At 71.6% G+C, this 16,177-nt stretch carries 14 protein-coding genes and 1 tRNA gene; 8 read left to right on the top strand and 7 right to left on the bottom strand.

What is annotated here, in order from left to right:
* The first annotated feature begins 186 nt into the window (after window positions 1–186).
* The 5 genes from ACFZCD_RS26025 to ACFZCD_RS26005 all read left to right on the top strand — a co-directional run bounded on the left by ACFZCD_RS26025 (window position 187) and on the right by ACFZCD_RS26005 (window position 5,673).
* Window positions 187–1,464 carry a DNA cytosine methyltransferase gene (locus tag ACFZCD_RS26025; RefSeq protein WP_391834810.1) on the top strand — a complete coding sequence of 426 codons (1,278 nt, stop codon included), beginning with the start codon at window positions 187–189 and terminating at the stop codon, window positions 1,462–1,464.
* An 89-nt stretch (window positions 1,465–1,553) separates the two neighbouring features.
* Complete coding sequence (locus ACFZCD_RS26020) at window positions 1,554–2,468, top strand: bifunctional DNA primase/polymerase (RefSeq protein WP_391834808.1); 915 nt, start codon at window positions 1,554–1,556, stop codon at window positions 2,466–2,468.
* A 349-nt stretch (window positions 2,469–2,817) separates the two neighbouring features.
* Entirely contained in the window at window positions 2,818–4,224 is a 1,407-nt protein-coding gene (locus ACFZCD_RS26015) for a phage/plasmid primase, P4 family (protein WP_391834806.1), read from the top strand.
* Window positions 4,225–4,321: 97 nt separating this feature from the next.
* Window positions 4,322–4,519 carry a helix-turn-helix domain-containing protein gene (locus tag ACFZCD_RS26010; RefSeq protein WP_391834804.1) on the top strand — a complete coding sequence of 66 codons (198 nt, stop codon included), beginning with the start codon at window positions 4,322–4,324 and terminating at the stop codon, window positions 4,517–4,519.
* A complete protein-coding gene (locus tag ACFZCD_RS26005) occupies window positions 4,519–5,673 on the top strand; it encodes a tyrosine-type recombinase/integrase (RefSeq protein WP_391834802.1) in 1,155 nt (384 codons plus the stop codon). The genes ACFZCD_RS26010 and ACFZCD_RS26005 overlap by 1 nt, the downstream gene beginning before the upstream one ends.
* Before the next feature lie 63 nt (window positions 5,674–5,736).
* On the opposite strand, the gene ACFZCD_RS26000 is transcribed toward ACFZCD_RS26005, so the two are convergent.
* Window positions 5,737–5,811 (bottom strand) — tRNA-Val (locus ACFZCD_RS26000).
* A 160-nt stretch (window positions 5,812–5,971) separates the two neighbouring features.
* On the opposite strand from ACFZCD_RS26000, the gene ACFZCD_RS25995 reads away from it, so the two are divergent.
* Entirely contained in the window at window positions 5,972–7,375 is a 1,404-nt protein-coding gene (locus tag ACFZCD_RS25995) for a hypothetical protein (protein WP_391834800.1), read from the top strand.
* 34 nt (window positions 7,376–7,409) lie between these two features.
* Window positions 7,410–7,625, top strand: coding sequence for a zinc ribbon domain-containing protein (locus tag ACFZCD_RS25990; protein ID WP_391834798.1), 216 nt, complete (start codon window positions 7,410–7,412; stop codon window positions 7,623–7,625).
* Here the strand turns inward: ACFZCD_RS25990 and ACFZCD_RS25985 are convergent, their stop codons facing one another.
* Genes ACFZCD_RS25985 through ACFZCD_RS25970 form a run of 4 tightly spaced genes read right to left on the bottom strand, consistent with a single transcriptional unit; the run spans window position 7,626 to window position 12,907 of the window.
* On the bottom strand, window positions 7,626–8,285 hold the full coding sequence (locus ACFZCD_RS25985; RefSeq protein WP_391834796.1) for an O-methyltransferase: 660 nt from the start codon (window positions 8,283–8,285) through the stop codon (window positions 7,626–7,628).
* 46 nt (window positions 8,286–8,331) lie between these two features.
* Window positions 8,332–9,135 carry an HAD family hydrolase gene (locus ACFZCD_RS25980; protein ID WP_391834794.1) on the bottom strand — a complete coding sequence of 268 codons (804 nt, stop codon included), beginning with the start codon at window positions 9,133–9,135 and terminating at the stop codon, window positions 8,332–8,334.
* Entirely contained in the window at window positions 9,132–11,744 is a 2,613-nt protein-coding gene (locus ACFZCD_RS25975; RefSeq protein WP_391834792.1) for a phosphoribosyltransferase, read from the bottom strand. Before ACFZCD_RS25975 ends, ACFZCD_RS25980 begins: the two co-directional genes overlap by 4 nt.
* Window positions 11,741–12,907 (bottom strand): HpcH/HpaI aldolase/citrate lyase family protein, encoded by a 1,167-nt coding sequence (locus ACFZCD_RS25970; protein WP_391834790.1) that lies wholly within the window; start codon window positions 12,905–12,907, stop codon window positions 11,741–11,743. The genes ACFZCD_RS25975 and ACFZCD_RS25970 overlap by 4 nt, the downstream gene beginning before the upstream one ends.
* Before the next feature lie 241 nt (window positions 12,908–13,148).
* Here ACFZCD_RS25970 and ACFZCD_RS25965 point away from each other — a divergent pair, with 241 nt between their 5' ends.
* Window positions 13,149–13,997, top strand: coding sequence for a TerD family protein (locus ACFZCD_RS25965; protein ID WP_391834788.1), 849 nt, complete (start codon window positions 13,149–13,151; stop codon window positions 13,995–13,997).
* 91 nt (window positions 13,998–14,088) lie between these two features.
* Here the strand turns inward: ACFZCD_RS25965 and ACFZCD_RS25960 are convergent, their stop codons facing one another.
* Window positions 14,089–14,832: a Tellurium resistance gene (locus tag ACFZCD_RS25960; protein WP_391834786.1), complete on the bottom strand. Its 744-nt coding sequence runs from the start codon at window positions 14,830–14,832 to the stop codon at window positions 14,089–14,091.
* 168 nt (window positions 14,833–15,000) lie between these two features.
* Complete coding sequence (locus tag ACFZCD_RS25955; protein ID WP_391834784.1) at window positions 15,001–16,173, bottom strand: DUF475 domain-containing protein; 1,173 nt, start codon at window positions 16,171–16,173, stop codon at window positions 15,001–15,003.
* Between the last annotated feature and the right edge of the window lie 4 nt (window positions 16,174–16,177).

Genomic DNA, 16,177 nt, shown 5'->3' with positions numbered 1-16,177 from the left:
TCGTCCGGAACAAGATCAGCACGCATCCGGACACCCTGCCGACCAAGATTGCCGAGCGCAAGACCCACAGCTCAACTCATTCTGAAACGATCAGTAAGTACGCCCGGGGCGGCCGCCCGATCTCGCCAAAGACACGCGGTCGCCCCGGCCAACCAGTCCGCAACAGACTCGTCGGAGGCAAACAGCATGATCCACCCTCCCGTTGCGCCGCCGCAGGGCGGCAACGTCAGCCTGTGCACCGGATCCGGTGCGCTGGACCTGGCCGTAGAAGCCGTAACCGGCCTGCCCACGTTCCTGGTTGGCGAGAAGGACCCGGCCGCATCAAGGCTGCTGGCCGCCCGCCTGCCCCACACCCGCAACCTGGGCGACATCAAGGCCGTCGACTGGGCGGCGCTGGCCGCCTCGCTGCCACGCTCGGCGGCGCTGACCGCCGGCTTTCCCTGCCAGGACATCTCCAACGCTGGATCTCGGGGAGGGATCGCCGGTGACCGCTCAGGGCTGTGGAAAACCGTCGCTCAGGCCATTCGCCATCTTCGACCCCGATTCGTGTTCCTGGAAAACGTCGCCGCCATCCGGAGCCGGGGACTCGACGTCGTCGCCGCGGACCTGGCCGCGTGCGGGTACGACGCACGGTGGCTGTGCCTACGCGCTGGAGATCCCGAAGTTGGAGCCTGCCACCGGCGCGACCGCTGGTTCGCCCTCGCGTATCCCGCTGCTGAAGACCCCTACCTCCCAGCTCGGCCGCAACGGGGGACCCCAGCACCCGGACAAGCGCAAAGCGGGCGGGCACGGGCCCACGCTGGAGGACGAAGTGGTCTTCTTGCTGCCCCCGACGAACGCTTGAGGCTGCTGCCCACCCCGGCCGCCGCCGACGGAACCGGTGGCCCCGGAACCTCGCCCAAGCGCAGGGGCGGTATGAACCTGCGCACCGCCGTGACGCTGCTGCCCACCCCCGCGGCCCGCGACTGGAAGTCCGGCGCCTCCAATCTGCTGGGGACCAACTCCCGTCCGCTGAACGAGGTGGTGGTCAACCTGCTGGCGACTCCCAAAGCGTCTGACGGGCCGCACGGTGGGCCGAACCAGCGCGACCGGGCCGGGAACTACTACCTCCCCGGGCAGGCCGTTCGCCTGGACGATCGGTGGGTGGCCACTAACGGCACCGACTACGGGCCCGCCATCCGGCGCTGGGAGGCCGTCCTGGGGCGCCCGGCGCCGGAGCCGACCGAACCGGGCACGAAGGGCAACCGTCGCCTGTCCCCGGGCTTCGTGGAATGGATGATGGGCGCCGAACCCGGCTGGGTGACCGGCACGGACCTCGGGCTGTCCCGCTCCGACCAGCTCAAGATCCTCGGCAACGGCGTCGTCATCCACCAAGCCGCCCTCGCCTACCGCACCCTGCTCGCCAGCTTGGCGCCCGAAGCCGCGCGCTGTACCCCATCCCAGCTCGCTCTGGACATCGCCTAGGTACACCCGGGGCGACCGCCCGATCTCGCCAAAGACACGCGGTCGCCCCGGCCAACCAGTCCGCAACAGACTCGTTGGAGGCAACCAGCATGACGCATCACGCCCCCACGCGGCGAGCACTCCTGCTCACCGCCGCTCTGGACGCCGCCGCCCGCGGCTGGCACGTCCACCCGCTCCGCCCCGGCGCCAAAGGCTCCGCACTGCACGGCGAACGCTCCTGCCCCAAGACCGGCGAATGCGCCGGCGGGCACCGCAAGTGGGAGCAGCGCGCCACCACCGACCCCGACCGGATCCGCCGCGCCTGGAGTACGCGGCCGTTCAACGTCGGCATCGCGACCGGCCCGTCCGGTCTGCTCGTGGTCGACCTGGACGTTTCAAAGGACAAGAGCAGTTCGGACGCGCCTTGCGGCGCGACATCCTTCACGGCGCTCTGCGAGCGCGCCGGAGTGCCCTGGCCGGCCACCTACACGGTGCGGACACCAAGCGCTGGTCTTCACCTGTACTTCCACGTCCCGGCTGGTGTCCGGTTGCCCAGCACCACCAAGACCGTGGCCCCGAACATCGACACCCGCGCGTGGGGCGGCAACATCGTCGCCGTGGGCAGCACCACCGCCCAGGGGATGTACGAGGTGGTGAACGACGGGCCCACAGCTGTGCTGCCCGGCTGGCTGCTGCACCAGCTCGGCACCCGTCCCGAGCCGCCCCGGCAGCTTGCTGCCCTGCGTATCCCCGGCCGGGCCACCCGCCGGGCGGAGGCAGCCCTGGATCGCGAAGTCGCGACCGTGCGGGCGGCCCGAAAGGGGCAGCGGCACCGGCTGCTGCTGACCCGGACGATCGCCATGGGGCGCTTCGTGGTCTGGGGCGATATCCCCCGCGCCGTGGTCGAAGAAGCGTTTGGGTCGGCCGGGGAATCCGTGGGACTGCCAGCGGCCGAGTGCCGCGCGACGATCCGCGATGCCCTGGCCTACTCCGCCCGCACCTGCCGGCCCCGGGAGACGGCATGACCCCCACCCCGCCGCCCCCGCAACCCAAACGCCACCCCACCACCAGCCGACCGGACCCCGCCCACAAGGCCGCACCCCCGGCTCCGGGGCGCGACCAGGGAAAGGCCGCCCGTCAGGGCGTCCTTTCAGCTCCTCGCCCTGAGCCGCAGGCCGGAGACGGTCGCTACCCCATCGCGTGGCTGCACATCAGGGCGCCGCGCGGCGCTACCCCCACGGCCACCTCATGGTGCTGGTGTGGTTGGGAGCACAGTGCCGTCGGCCCTGCCCGCGTGCTGGCCCTGGTCGAAGCCCACACCGCCCACCGCGACTCCTGCCCGCTCCGGACCCCCCCGGAAGCGAGGACCGCCGCGTGACCGGCCTGGAAGAGCTGCCCGCCCCCTCCAACCCGCTGGCTGTGGCCCGTCGTCTGCTGCCGGACTGGCAGAGCGAAACGGGACGGCTTGTACGCCGGCGCTGGCGCGGCTCGTGGATGCGCTGGACAGGTACCTGCTGGCGTGAGCTGGACGAAGTGCAGGTGCGCGCCGCCATGTACGAGCGCCTGGAGCACGCCGTCTACAGCGCTCCTGGCAAGGACGGGCAGCCGGAGATGCGGGACTGGGCGCCCACGAAGCAGAAGATCAGCAACCTCCTCGACGCCCTAGGAGCCATCACCTTGCTCCCCACCGATGTAGATGCACCCGCCTGGATCACGCCCGATGGTGAGGGCGAGCAGGACGGAAGCCCGATCGTGGCCTGTGAAAACGGGCTGCTGAGGATCGGGGACCGGGAGCTGCTGCCGCACGGTCCGGGGTTCTTCAACCTCGTCTCCGTGCCCTTCGCCTACGACCCGCAGGCCACCGCGCCCACCTGGGAAGGCTTCCTGGCGCAGATCTGGCCCGACGCCCCCGACGCGATCCAGGCGCTACAGGAGTGGTTCGGCTACGTCCTCTCCGGCCGCACCGACCAGCAGAAGATCCTTCTCATCGTCGGCCCGTCTCGCTCCGGCAAGGGCACCATCGCCCGCGTGCTCAAAGAGCTGGTCGGCAAGGAGAACCTCGCCGGACCCACCCTCGCCGGTCTCGGCACGAACTTCGGGCTGTCGACGCTGGTTGGCAAGCCGCTCGCAGTCATTGCCGACGCCCGGCTGTCCGGCAACGACAGTCAGGTCGTGGAGCGGCTGCTGACCATCTCCGGTGAGGACACGATCGACGTCGATCGCAAGTACCGCGAAGTGTGGACCGGCAAGCTCCCCACGCGGCTGATGATCCTCTCCAACGAGCTGCCGTACTTCGGCGACTCCTCCGGGGTCATCGCCCGCCGCTTCGTCGTGCTGAACATGACGGTGTCCTGGCTGGGCAAAGAGGACCCCACCCTGTTCGGCCGGCTCACCGCGGAGATGCCCGGCATCCTGAACTGGGCATTGGACGGGCTTGCCCGGCTGGAAGCCAAGGGCAGGATCACCGAGCCCGAGTGCAGCCGCGAGGCGGTCACCACCATGCAGGACACCGCCTCACCCACCAGCGCGTTCGTCCGCGAACGCTGCATCACCGGCCCGGCCTGCAGCGTTCCCGTGGACGCCCTGTGGGCGGTCTGGCGGGAATGGGCCGAGGACAACGGCGTGAAGGCGGTCGGCTCGAAGCAGGTGTTCGGCCGCAACCTGCTCGCTGTAGTCCCCCAGCTCAACCGGACGCGCCCCCGCGATGCCTACGGCCGGCAAGTGGCCACCTACAACGGCATCACCCTCAACCCCTCCGGCCCACATTCGCCTGAGTCGTGACTCATCGCGACTCAACACCTCTCCATCCCGCTCTGAGTCGCGATGAGTCGCGATGAGTCGCGACTCAGAGCAATGTGACTCCAACTCGGAGGCAGCGATGAGCACCCCTCCCCTCCCCAGCCACGAGGCCCTGACAGTGCCCGAAGTCATGGTGGCCCTTCGCCTCAGCCGATCGATGATCTACAACCTCATCCGCTCTCGGCAGCTTCAGAGCATCAAGGTTGGCCGGGCCCGCCGAATCCCCGCCGACGCTCTGCAGAACTTCATGCAGGCCAACTTGGAGGAAGCCGCCTGATGGCACGCAAGAGAAACCCGAATGGTGCTGGCAGTATCTGGCAGCGCAAGGACGGCCGGTACGAAGCCCGCGTGTATGTCCCCCAGCCTGACGGCACCCGCAAGCGCAAGACGGTCTACGGCAGCACGTGGGAGGAGTGCGACACCAAACGGCAGGAACTGGTGCGCCGGGACCGTCAGGGCATCCCGACACCGACCCGCTCCGCCAAGCTCTCCGAGTGGTTTCCGTACTGGCTGGAGCAGTACGTCAAGCCGCCCGAGCGCAAGAAGACGACGTACGCGAAGTACGAGACGCACGTGCGCCTGTACCTCATACCGCAGATCGGCGCGAAGCGGTTGGAGTCATTGGGCGTTGCGGACGTGCGTCGTCTGCTCGCCGCCGTTAAGCGCCAAGCGTCGGCGGCTACGGCCAAGGAGTCGCACCGCGTCCTGCGTTCCGCCCTCTCAGCCGCGTGCCGGGAGGAGCTGATCAGCCGAAACGTGGCTCAACTGGTGCCTGCTCCGCACGTCCAGCCGAGAGAGCTGAATCCGTGGACGCTGGACGAGACCGTGTCCTTTCTGGAGGCAGCCCGCATGGATCCGCTGTACGCAGCTTTCGTGCTGGCCGCGTCGCTGGGCCTCCGGCGGGGTGAAATCCTGGGGCTGCGCTGGGGTGACGTTGATCTGGACCGCCGGACTCTGTCCGTTCGGTCTCAGCTTCAACGGGTGCAGAAGGAGCTGTACGCGGACACCACGAAGAACCGGCGAAGCCGGGTGATCCCTCTTCCGCTCATGTGCATCGCTCCCCTGCGGTGGCAACGCCTGCGGCAGAAGGCTCAGCGCGTAGCCGCCGGGACGGACTGGTTGAACGACGGCGACTACGTCTTCACGACGCGTACAGGGCGTCCCATCGAGCCCCGGAACCTCAGCCGGTCGTTCGAGCGGATCGGGCAGTCCGCCGGCCTGCCACGGATCCGCCTGCACGACGCCCGGCACGGCTGCGCATCGCTGCTCTTCGCCGCGGGAGTGCAGCCGCGCGTGGTGATGGAGATCCTTGGGCACTCGCAGATCGCAGTGACCATGAACGTCTACACCCACGTGTCGGAGGATTCGCGCAGAGAGGCAGTGGGACACATGGACCGGCTCTTGCGGCGCCGACGGGGGCGTCCAGAGTAGGGACTGCCGTCAAAAGCGACCGTCAGCGCCCCCGTGGAGGGCTCTCCGCGGGGGCGTTTCGGCTGGTGGGCACAGACGGATTTGAACCGCCGACATCTGCTTTGTAAGAGCAGCGCTCTACCGCTGAGCTATGCGCCCTGGCACGAGGTGACAGCCTACATCGACCTGCCGGGGTCGCCGCAAACGTGACGCCGTGGACGTGCGGGGCGCATGCGGGTGAACTGACCGTCCCGTGTGTTCGTCCTTACCGGGTGGGAGAATGGCATCCCGCCAGGGGCGATCCATCGGGAGAGGGCAAGTGACGGCGACCTTCGCACAGTCCGCACGACCGGCACACCGCCGCTTCCGGGCTGCGCGGGCCCTCACGGCCACCGTCCGGGACGCCGCCGCCCTCGCCCTCCTGCCGCTCCCCCTGCTCGCCGCGGCCGTGGCCACCGCGCCCGCGGCCTTCGCCGGCGGCGGGACGCGCCGCTGGGGCTGGGGCCGCGGGGAGGGGCAGCGCGCGGACGCCCAGGCCGCGAAGGACGCTGCCGCGGCCGCCTTCTACGAGCTGGACACCGCCCAGCGCGAGCTGCGCATCTCCATCGAGACGATCACCGCGGCGGACTCCTCCCCCGCCGCCCGCAAGGCCGCCGCCGACTTCGCGGCCTTCGGGCAGCGCATCGACGAGGTCTCGCACGCCTACATCTCCGCCGTCGACTCGCACGACCTCGACCGCGAGGACCTCGACGCCGGCGCCGCCGCCCGGGCCCGCACGGACCTCACCCGGGCCAAGGACGAGCTGCTGCGCACCAAGGCCGACCTGGACCGGTTCGGGCAGGGCCTCGCCCCGCTCCTGACCGCCGCCGAGGACCAGCTGGCGCGGGTCGCGCCCGCCGTGGAGCGCGCCCGCCAGGCCCTGCTCGCCGCCACGGTCGCCCTCGACGCCGTCCGGGACGCGGGCCTCGCGGCGGACGGCCTCGCCGCGCGGCTCGCGGCGCTCTCCCCCGAGCTCACCAAGCTCAACCAGGGCGCCGGGCAGCACGGCGTGCCCGGCACCCTCCAGCGGGCGGAGAAGGTGCTCCGGGAGGCCGGGGCCGTACGGGCCGAGGCCGAGGCGCTGCCCGCGAAGGTCGCGGAGATCGACAAGCGGCTGGTGTCCCTGCGCACCCGGGCCCAGGCGCTGACCACCCGCGCCTCCGGCGTCGAGCCCGTCCTCAGCGAGCTGCGCCGCCGCTACAGCGCCGCCTGCTGGCAGGACCTCCAGCAGGTGCCCGGCGAGGCGCAGCGCGCCGTCGCCCGGGCGGAGGAGAAGCTCGCCGAGGCCCGCCGGGCGCGCGACGAGCAGCGGTGGCCGGACGCCCAGGCCCTGCTGTCGACCGTGCGGGCCCTGCTGAGCACCACCGACGACTCCGTCTCCGCCGCCGGTGACCGGCTGCGGCGGCTGGACGAGGTGTCCGCCGACCACCGGCGGGAGGTCGAGCGCACCCGCTTCGCGATCCGCGACGCGCAGCGCCTGGCGATGGCCGGGCGCAGCACGCCCGACCCGCGCCACGCCCGCCCGCTGGACGCGGCGGTCGAGCGCCTGGACCGGGCGGTCGCCGGCCTGGAGGGGCGGCACCCGGACTGGTGGCACTTCCTCACGGAGACGGAGGCGGTGCGGGAGGCCGTGACCCGGGTCGTCCAGGAGATCCGGGGCGAGCGGGGGGCGGCGGCGGGGTGACCCCTGCCGCCGGCCGCCTGGCTATGCTGCCCGCATGCCTCGTTACGAATACCGCTGCCGCGCCTGTGGGGACACCTTCGAGCTGAGCCGGCCGATGGCCGAGTCGTCCGCGCCCGCGACGTGCCCCGCCGGGCACGAGGACACGGTGAAGCTGCTGTCCGCCGTCGCCGTCACGGGCGGCTCCTCCGCCGCGCCGGCGCCGCAGGCCGGGGGCGGCGGAGGCTGCTGCGGGGGCGGCTGCTGCGCCTGATCAGACCTTCCGCGCCAGGGTCAGCCCGTCCGCGACCGTCAGCATCACGGACTCCATGCGCTTGTCGGCCGCCACGTGCGTGTTGAACTCCCGTACCGCCGCGCCCATCGGGTGGTTGTGCGGGTCGAGGACCGAGCCCATCATCAGCGTGTTGTCGGCGACGATCAGGCCGCCGGGGCGCAGCCGCGGGACGAGCTCCTCCCAGTAGTTGACGTAGTTGTCCTTGTCGGCGTCGAGGAACGCCAGGTCGATGCGGGGCTCGGCGGGCATGGCCCGCAGGGAGTCCAGGGCGGGTGCGATCCGCAGGTCGATCCGGCCGTCGACGCCGGCCTGCTCCCAGGCCTGCCGGGCGTAGGCGGTCCACTCCTCGGAGACGTCCAGGGCGACGAGTCTGCCGCCCTCGGGCAGCGCCTGCGCCATGGCCAGCGCGGACAGGCCGGTGAACGTGCCGACCTCCACGACGTGCCGGGCTCCGGTCAGCCGCACGAGGAACGCCAGCAACGCCACCTGCTCCTCGGCGATCTGCTTGATCGCGTGCGCGGGGAGGGCCCGCTGGGTGGTCTCCACCAGGCCGCGCTGCACGGGGTCGAGCGGGGGGTTGTGCGCAAGCACGTACGCGTACAACTCGGGTGTGAGCACAGTGCCCTTGAACTCCGTCACGGTTCCTCCTCGACTCACCGGGGATGCACACAAGAGTGCGACGAGCCTACGCCGCCGCACCCGCGAAAGCCCGCAGGATCTCCTCGCCCGCGGCCACGCCGCGCGTCTTGAGGGCGGTGACGTGCGGGGCGGTCCAGCCGGTGTCGGCGAGCTCGCCGTGGCCGGGCCGCCAGCCGCGGCCCGCGGCGAGCAGCAGGTCGGCGTCGAGCAGCGAGTCGCCGGCGGCGAGCACCTCGGAGGCGTCCGTACGCCGCGCGACCTCCGCGACCGCGGCGCTCTTGGTGAGCGGGCGCGGCACGGCGTAGAGCTTGCGGCCCTGGAGGGACACGCTCCAGCCGCGGGCGGCGGCCCACTCGGTGAGCTCCTCCACCCACCCCGCGGGCAGCAGCGCCCGGTCGACCACCAGGTACGCGAAGAGGTCTTCGGCGGTGCGCTCCTTGAGCAGCCACGCGGGGTCGGCGGCCCGCACCAGGTGCGCGCGCACCTCGGCGAGCGGGGCGCACCCGGCGGCGATCCGCCGCTCCACGCCGGCCCGCCAGGACCGGTCGGAGACGCCCTGGACGAGCAGTTCGCCGCCGTTGGCGCAGATCGCGTACGCGGGCGGGCGGCCGGGCAGCCGGATCCGCCCGTACTGCTCGCGCGTCCGGGTGGTCGTGGGCACGAGGGGCACGGCGGCGGCCAGCTCCGCGAACACGCCGGCCGCCGTCTCGGTCATGTACGACAGCGGCTTGCGCTCGTAGACCTCGACGCACAGGAGCCGGGGCGCGAGGGCGTCGGGCCCCTCCAGGCCGAGCGCGGCGGCCGAGTAGATCAGGGTGCGGTCGAGGTCACTGGCGACGAGGACGGTCACTTCGCGACCGCCTTGCCGTCGGCGCCGGTGGCGCCGCGCGTGTAGCGGGGGTGGATGAGCCCGACGCAGCTGTACGGCAGGCCGTCGGTCTCCTCCACGGGCACGCCGCGCTGCTCGGCGAGCAGCCGCACGTGATCCAGGTCCGCCCCGGCCCCGCGCTGGGCGAGGATCTTCCACGGGACGCGCCGCAGCAGCACGCGGGTGGTCTCCCCCACCCCCGGCTTGACGAGGTTGACGTCGTGGATGCCGTACTCCTCGCTGATCCGCTCGACGGCGGCCCACCCGGCCCACGTGGGCGTGCGGTCGGTGCCGGCGAGCTCCTTGGCGTCCCGCCGCGCGTCCCCCTCCACCTCGCCGAAGCGGGCCGTCACCCCGTCGACGAACGCGCGGGAGACGTCGGCGCCGGCCAGCTCGCGGTAGAACTTGGCGCCGTGGAAGTCGTGCGGCCCGACCAGGTCGGACCGCAGCACGGTCCGGGAGACGAGCCCCGAGACGGTGGAGTTGAGGCAGGCGGACGGGATGAGGAAGTCGTCCCGGGTGCCGTAGGTGTCCACGCAGTGACCGGGGTCGGCGAGGACGGCGACGCGCGGGTCGAACCCGTCGAAGCCCTCCAGGGCCGCGGCCAGCTCACGGGTGATCGCCCCCTTGCCGGTCCACCCGTCCACGAAGACGACGTCGGCGGGGTCGTGGTGCTCGGCGAGCCAGCGCAGCGCCACGCGGTCGATGCCGCGGCCCCGCACGATGGAGACGGCGTAGTGCGGCAGGTCCAGGCCGTGCGCGTGGCGGGCCCAGCGGCGCATCAGCACGCCGACGGGCGTCCCGGCCCGGGCCAGCGAGACGAGCACGGGCCGGGGCGACCGCTCGGCGAGCACGGTCTCGGTGACCACCCCGACGGCACGGGCGACCCGGCCCGCCGACGCGTCCAGAGCGGCCTGGTAGAGGGCCTGGTACTGCGCACTGGGCTGGTACTCCACGGGCAGCGACTCCGCGTAGTGCGCCCCGCCGCTCTGGATGGCCTCCTCGCGCTCCTCGGTGGGCGCCTCCAGCTCGACCCCCGACAGGTCCTGGAGGAGCCAGCCGACGTCCTCGGGCGCGTAGGAGGAGAAGGCGGGGCCGCGGAGGGGCTCGGGCATGGGCGGTGCGACCTCGGGTGTGTAGGAGGGGACGACGGCGAGCAGCACGCTCGCCGTGTGCGCGGACAGCGCGTCGAGGAGACCGCCCTCCGCGTGCAGCTCGGGCGTGTCACCGTGCGAGTCGGTGACCACGACGACGGCGTCGAAGCCGGCGCCGGCGACGTTGTACGCGTAGCGGTCGCCCGGACCGTCGGCGGGCTCGTCGTGCGCGGGAAAGGTGATCCGCGAACGGATCGCGTAGCCGGGGTCGTCGACGGGCAGGACGGGCGACCGGGTGGTGGTGGAGAACCGCACGTCAATGCCGGCCGCCACGTCATCGAGCGCCTGCGCGAGGCGCAGGGGAACGTACATCAGCTCCTCGGTACCGAGAACGAGGACGCGCCGGGTGCCCCCAACCCCAGTACCCAGAACACTGGCAAGCCGAGCGGCCATAGCCGGCAGAGCGGCTTCCAAGCCAGCCCGCTGCTCCGGAGTGAAGCCGTGCCGGGCACCGTCGGGGACACCGACGGGCCACTGAAGGTCCACACGGGTCACGGGCGGCGCGGCCGGAGTGTGACGGGAGGGGGCGGGGGCGCAGGGGTGGGGGTCCGGGGCGCTGACGTGTATTTGTGGGCCCGACGGGGACGAGGGCACCGAAGCGGCGCCGGGTCCGGGCCCGTAAATATGCGGCCCCGGACCCCCACCCCGGAGCCCCCGGCCCCGGCACCCCGACGCACCGGCAGCCGCCGACGCCTCCCGCTCGGCCACCAGCTCCTGCCCCCGCTCCAGCACCCCGTCCGGCAACCGCACCGCCCCCGAAGCCAGCGCGACGAGATCCACCCGCGCCCCCAGCTCCGCCGCGAACTCGGCGAGCCGCGCGCGGTCCTCCTCCGACCGCATGTCGACCAGCGCCACGACCACGTACCGCCCCCGCGGAAACCCCGCGTGCAGCGCCGCGATCGTGTTCAGGACCGTCCGCCCCGTCGAGAACTCGTCGTCCACCAGGACCAGCGGCCCGCCCCCCGCGAAGAACCCCGGGTCCTCCGGCAGCAGCAGGTGCGACGTGGCATGGCTGTGCTCTTCCTCGAAGCCCCCCACCGGCGCGATCCCCGCCACGGCCCGCCGCGTCGAGTGCAGGTACGGAGCGAGCCCCAGCCCGTCGGCCACGGCGTGCCCCAGCCCGGTGGCCGTCTCCGCGTACCCCAGCACGACGGCCCGCCCGGCCTCCTCCTCCCCGAGCAGCTCCCGGACCCGCCGCCCGAGCCCGAACCCGGACCCGTACACCGCCGCCGGCGCCGCCGGCACGTGCTTGCCCAGCACGTTCGACACCAGCAGGTGCGCCCGCTTGGGGTTCCGCCGCAGCGCCAGTCCGAGCAGCTCGGGAAGCCGGGCGTCACCGTCCAGCGAGACGCCCAGCCGCTCGGCAACCCACTGCCCCGACCACACAGCGCCCGCACCCGCGCCCGTACCCGCACCGGAACCCGCACCCGCGCTCACGCGCCCGCCCCCACGCTCGCCGACAGCAGTTCCACAAAGCTCACGTCCTCCCGCGCGACGCCGAACACCTCGGCGCGCAGCATGATCCGCTCGGCCCAGGCCCGGTGCGGCTTCACTTCGTTCATCTTGTTCGTGTAGGCGGACCGCAGCACTCCGCCGCCGTCCCGCTCGGGCCGCAGGATGTCCTGCGCGTCGCTGAACTCTTCATGGCTGACGACGGACAGGGCGTGAACGGGCGCGACGTGCGAAGGATGAATGCAGGTCTTGCCCTGGAGGCCGTTCGCCCGGTCGAGCTGGATCTCCCGCAGCAGCCCGTCCATGTCGTGCTCGATGAGAGCCGTGCGCAGCTCCTCCGCGGGCCCGGCGAAGGGCGTCCGCCGCAGCTGCGGCTTGAACATCCGCTCGTGCTGTCTGAAGTACTCCCACACCGGGCCGGTGACGGTGAAGCCGCTGCCGTCCGCCCGCCCGAGCACGTTCACCACGTCGGCGATCACCGAGGCGACGAGCTGGACGTCGTACGCGGTCATGTCGGGCGCTCGGCGCAGCCCGTACGCGGAGCAGAAGTCCGTCACGCCGAGCCGCAGGGCGAGCACCCGGTCGCGGTACTTGTCCACGACGCGGGCGATCCCGGCGAGGGTCTCGCGGCGCGTCTCCAGGTGGAGCAGCTCGGGCGACTCCAGGACGGGCATGGCGAACAGCCGCTGCCCGCAGGCGGCTTCGGCCTCGGTGAGCGCCTCCAGGAAGGGGACCCCGCGCTCCTCGGTGAACTTGGGCAGGACGAACCCGGACAGCAGCCGCACGGCCGGCCCGAGCCGCCGTACGAGATCGGTGATCTGAGCGGCTTCCCGCACCCGGACGAAGAGCAGCGGCACGGCGGCCCGGGCCTCGTGCAGCGCGGTGAACTGCCGGACGAGGTTCTCCTCGGCGGCGACCACGTCGTGATCGCCTATGGAGTCCTCCAGGCACAGCACCATCGACACCACGCCCTGCCCGGCCTGCTTGACGGCGTCCGCGGCGAGGGAGGTCCGCGTCGCCGGGCTGTAGAGCGTCGCGCCGAGGGCCACGGAGAGCGTACGGGCCGGGGAGCCGGCGTCGAAGGCGACCGGCTCCCGGTGGAACAGCCCATTCCGCACCGAGGGCGCAAGGTGTTCGAAATGCCTCATTACTCTCCCCGTGGCCACCCACCTGCGCAGGCTGATCCACGCGCAAGAGTGGCCGATTATCGTACGTCCGGCGGCGGGTCAAGAGTTCCCCAAACGCATGAAAATCTGGGGCTCCGCATGAGTCGCCGGGATGTCGGCACGGGGAGCCGGCGGGGGCGTCATGTGCCGGTTTCGTGATCGTCGGCACCGTCGCCGACCCCTGCGTTGTCCCCCGGAGCCGTGGGAGGGCAGGATTGCGGACATGACGCACGCCATGCTGAAGGGGTCGAACATCCCGCTGGACGCCCGCGCCGTGCGGGCCGTACTGCGCTGGACCCCCGGCCCGGGCGTCCCGGACGTGGATGCCTCCGCCCTGCTCGTGGGCGAGAACGGCCGCGTCCGCTCCGACGAGGACTTCGTCTTCTACAACCAGCCGCGGCACCCCTCCGGGGCCGTCCGCCACCTGCCGAAGAAGCGGCTGGTCGAAGGCTTGACCGATGCGATCGAGACCGACCTGGGCACGCTGGAGCCGGCGGTGCACCGCGTCGTGCTGGCCGCCTCCGCGGACGGGGGCGACTTCGGCCGGGTGCGGGACCTGTGCGTCCTGCTCTACGACGCCGCGGCGGTCGCTCCGGGAGAGACCGGCGAGCCGATCGCCCTGTTCGAGGTCCAGCCGGAGACGGGCTCGGAGACCGCGATGATCTGCGGCGAGCTCTACCGGCGGGGAGAGGGCTGGAAGTTCCGGGCCCTGGGACAGGGGTACGCCTCGGGCCTGGTCGGACTGGCCACGGAATTCGGGATCTCGGTGGACGAATCGGAGGAAGCAGCAGGGGGACCTGCGCCCACGCAGAATCCCGTGCAGCCGGTGCAGCCCGCACCCGAGCCCGGACCGACGCCGCAGCCGCAGCCGCAGCCGCAGCCGGGATACGGCTACCCCCCGCCACCGCCCGTACCGCCGGCGGTGCCGCAGCCCGCCTACGGATACCCGCAGCCCGCGCCCACCGGCCCACCGGCACCGGCACCCGCCTACGGATACCCGCAGTACCGCCCGGTGCCGGATCCGTCCTTCCGGCTGCCGCCGCAGGGCCCGCAGTTCCTGCCGAACCGCTGACGGCGGCACGCCCCGGGGCCCGCCCCGGACCCCGGTCCTCAATCGCCGGACGGCTGCAAGGGTGAGGTGACGGCCCCCGTGCAGGGAGCCCTCACACCTTCGTCTTGTACCCCCGCCCCCACTGCAGCCCCCACCCGTACAGCCGGTCCAGCTCCGCCTGGAACCCGTACACGTACCGCATCTCGCGCCGCAGCAGGATCTCGCCCTTGACGTTCTCCAGCATCACCACGGCGCACGACCGCGCCTCCGGTGCGCGCTCGTTGAGCGCGATCTCGATCCGGGGGCCGTTGCCGGGGTAGAGCGTCACCATGGCGTGCGTACGGTCGAACGCCGGGGTGCCGTCGTAGATGTAGACGAAGACGAGCAGCCGTTTGAAGTCGGCGCGGTGGTCCATGTTGATGTAGATCGTCTCGCCCGATCCCGAGCCGAAGCGGTCGTCGCCGCTCAGCTGGACGTACGGCGGGGAGTTGAGGCTGCCCAGTATGTTGCCGAGGGGCTGGACCACGCCTTTGGAGCCGTCCTGGAGCTCGTACAGACAGGCGAGGTCGAGGTCGACGTTGACCATGGCGGGGCCCTGCGCCTGCACCATCTCGGGCCGGAACTTCCGCATGGGGTGCCGTAGACCCTGGCCGCGGCCGATCCGGTCGTCGAAGTCCGAGGTGCGCATCCGCCAGGAGAGGTTGACCCGCAGATTGCCGGTGACCGCCCCCTGCTTGGTGAGCGAGAACGAGGGATGACGCTTGGTCAGCTCGACGGCGCCATTGGCACCGCCGAAATCGAGCTGCTGCGCGGCCGCGCGCCCCCAGTTGCTGAAGAACCTGTCCCAGACCGCCATGACGACCGAACCCCCACCCTTTTTCCGCACGTTTCCCGCACGCGCTTCCCGCACATTCCCGCTCAACTGCGGCGGGGCGGCCGTGAGGTGAGCCTCACGACCGCCCCGCTGAGAGCGTTCCTCAAATGTGCCGGGGTCACACCCCGTAAGGGGGTCGCACCCGAAGGGTCACACGCCGGAAGTGACCTCCGGCTTGGCGCCGGAGTCGTCCCCGGCCTCCGTCTCCTTGCGGTTGCGCACCACGGAGGACAGGAAGGACAGCCCGATGAGGACCACCCCGATGAGGCCGGTGATGACGTCGCTGATCTCGTGCTTGATGGTGATCAGCAGGATGACGGCGAGGGCACCGATGGCGTAGTGCGCGCCGTGCTCGAGATAGACGTAGTCGTCCAGGGTCCCCTTGCGGACGAGGAAGACCGTCAGCGACCGGATGTACATGGCGCCGATGCCGAGACCGAGGGCCATCTCGAAGATGTCGTTGGTGATGGCGAAGGCGCCGATGACACCGTCGAAGGAGAAGGACGCGTCGATGACCTCCAGGTAGAGGAACATGAAGAACGCGGCCTTGCCGGCCAGGCCGACGACCGAGGCGCCTGCAGCGGCGCCGCTCTTCTTCGCGGCGCCCGGCACCGCGTCCTCCACGGCCCCGGCCTCCTCTTCGGCCTCTTCCTCTTCCTCTTCCAGACGGTTCTCGAAGAAGTCGGAAATGCCGCCGACGATCAGATACGTGACCAGACCGCCGATTCCGGCGAGGAGGACCGTGGAGGCCTTGTCGACCGTGCCCTCACCGCCGTGCACCGGGACCGCGGTGGCGAAGGTGGTGGCGGTGACGAGCAGCACGACCAGGGAGACGACGACGGAGAGGGCGTCCAGCTTGCCGAGCTTGGCGAGCGGCTTCTCCAGCCAGGCGAGCCACTTGATGTCCCGGTCCTCGAAGATGAAGTCCAGGAAGATCATGAGCAGGAACATGCCGCCGAAGGCGGCGATGGCGGGGTGAGCGCTCGTGACGAGGGCTTCGTAGCGGTCGTGGTCCTGAATCGCGACCTTGACCGCCTCGATCGGACTCAGCTTCGCCGTGATGGCAACGATGACGACCGGGAAGACGAGCCTCATGCCGAAGACGGCGATGAGGATGCCCACGGTCAGGAACATCTTCTGCCAGAACGGGTTCATCTTCCGGAGGATGCCGGCGTTGATGACCGCGTTGTCGAACGAGAGCGAGATCTCGAGGACGGACAGTATCGCGACGATCGCGAGCCCCTGCCACCCCCAGAGGACACCGGCCAAGGCCAGACCGGCCGCCGTGATGGCGAACGACCAGCCAAAGGTTTTCAGGAGCACTGGC

The organism is Streptomyces sp. NPDC008001, assembly GCF_042958085.1.
In the GTDB taxonomy this organism is placed as follows: domain Bacteria; phylum Actinomycetota; class Actinomycetes; order Streptomycetales; family Streptomycetaceae; genus Streptomyces.
This window is presented reverse-complemented; position numbering and strand designations above follow the sequence as displayed.

Excerpts from the sequence above, each read along its gene's own strand:
- ACFZCD_RS26025 (WP_391834810.1), top strand. The coding sequence starts at position 187 with ATGATCCACCCTCCCGTTGCGCCGCCGCAGGGCGGCAACGTCAGCCTG.
- ACFZCD_RS26020 (WP_391834808.1), top strand. The coding sequence starts at position 1,554 with ATGACGCATCACGCCCCCACGCGGCGAGCACTCCTGCTCACCGCCGCT.
- ACFZCD_RS26010 (WP_391834804.1), top strand. The coding sequence starts at position 4,322 with ATGAGCACCCCTCCCCTCCCCAGCCACGAGGCCCTGACAGTGCCCGAA.
- ACFZCD_RS26005 (WP_391834802.1), top strand. The coding sequence starts at position 4,519 with ATGGCACGCAAGAGAAACCCGAATGGTGCTGGCAGTATCTGGCAGCGC.
- ACFZCD_RS25990 (WP_391834798.1), top strand. The coding sequence starts at position 7,410 with ATGCCTCGTTACGAATACCGCTGCCGCGCCTGTGGGGACACCTTCGAG.
- ACFZCD_RS25970 (WP_391834790.1), bottom strand. The coding sequence starts at position 12,907 with ATGAGGCATTTCGAACACCTTGCGCCCTCGGTGCGGAATGGGCTGTTC.
- ACFZCD_RS25965 (WP_391834788.1), top strand. The coding sequence starts at position 13,149 with ATGACGCACGCCATGCTGAAGGGGTCGAACATCCCGCTGGACGCCCGC.
- ACFZCD_RS25960 (WP_391834786.1), bottom strand. The coding sequence starts at position 14,832 with ATGGCGGTCTGGGACAGGTTCTTCAGCAACTGGGGGCGCGCGGCCGCG.